Source organism: Komagataeibacter intermedius TF2 (genome assembly GCF_000964425.1).
In the GTDB taxonomy this organism is placed as follows: domain Bacteria; phylum Pseudomonadota; class Alphaproteobacteria; order Acetobacterales; family Acetobacteraceae; genus Komagataeibacter; species Komagataeibacter intermedius.
The window spans coordinates 1-399 of sequence record NZ_BANF01000920.1; the positions used below are offsets into that span (position 1 = coordinate 1).

Here is a 399-nt window from a genome sequence, read left to right on the forward strand (position 1 = left end):
CGCGCCGCCGCCGCCGCCGCCGGCCCCTGCCGTCGTGCCGCCCGCACCGACCGCAGCCCGTACTTACCTGGTGTTCTTCGACTGGGACGGCGCAGCCCTTACCGGCCGCTCGCGTGAGATCGTGGCGGAAGCTGCCCAGGCTTCCACCCACGTCCAGACGACCCGCATCGAAGTCAACGGCTATACCGACAACACGTCGGCCCATCCTGGCCCGCGTGGTGAGAAGTACAACCTTGGCCTGTCCATGCGTCGTGCAGACAGCGTGAAGGCTGAACTGATCCGTGACGGTGTGCCCGCCAACGCCATCGACGTTCATGGTTATGGTGAAGCCCACCCGCTGGTGCCGACCGGCCCCGACACGCGTGAGCCGCAGAACCGCCGCGTCGAGATCATCCTGCA

At 67.7% G+C, this 399-nt stretch carries 1 protein-coding gene; it reads left to right on the plus strand.

Annotated features, from left to right (window positions below):
• Positions 1-399: OmpA family protein (locus tag B7449_RS19535; protein WP_048884144.1), on the plus strand; the 399-nt coding region annotated here is incomplete at both ends.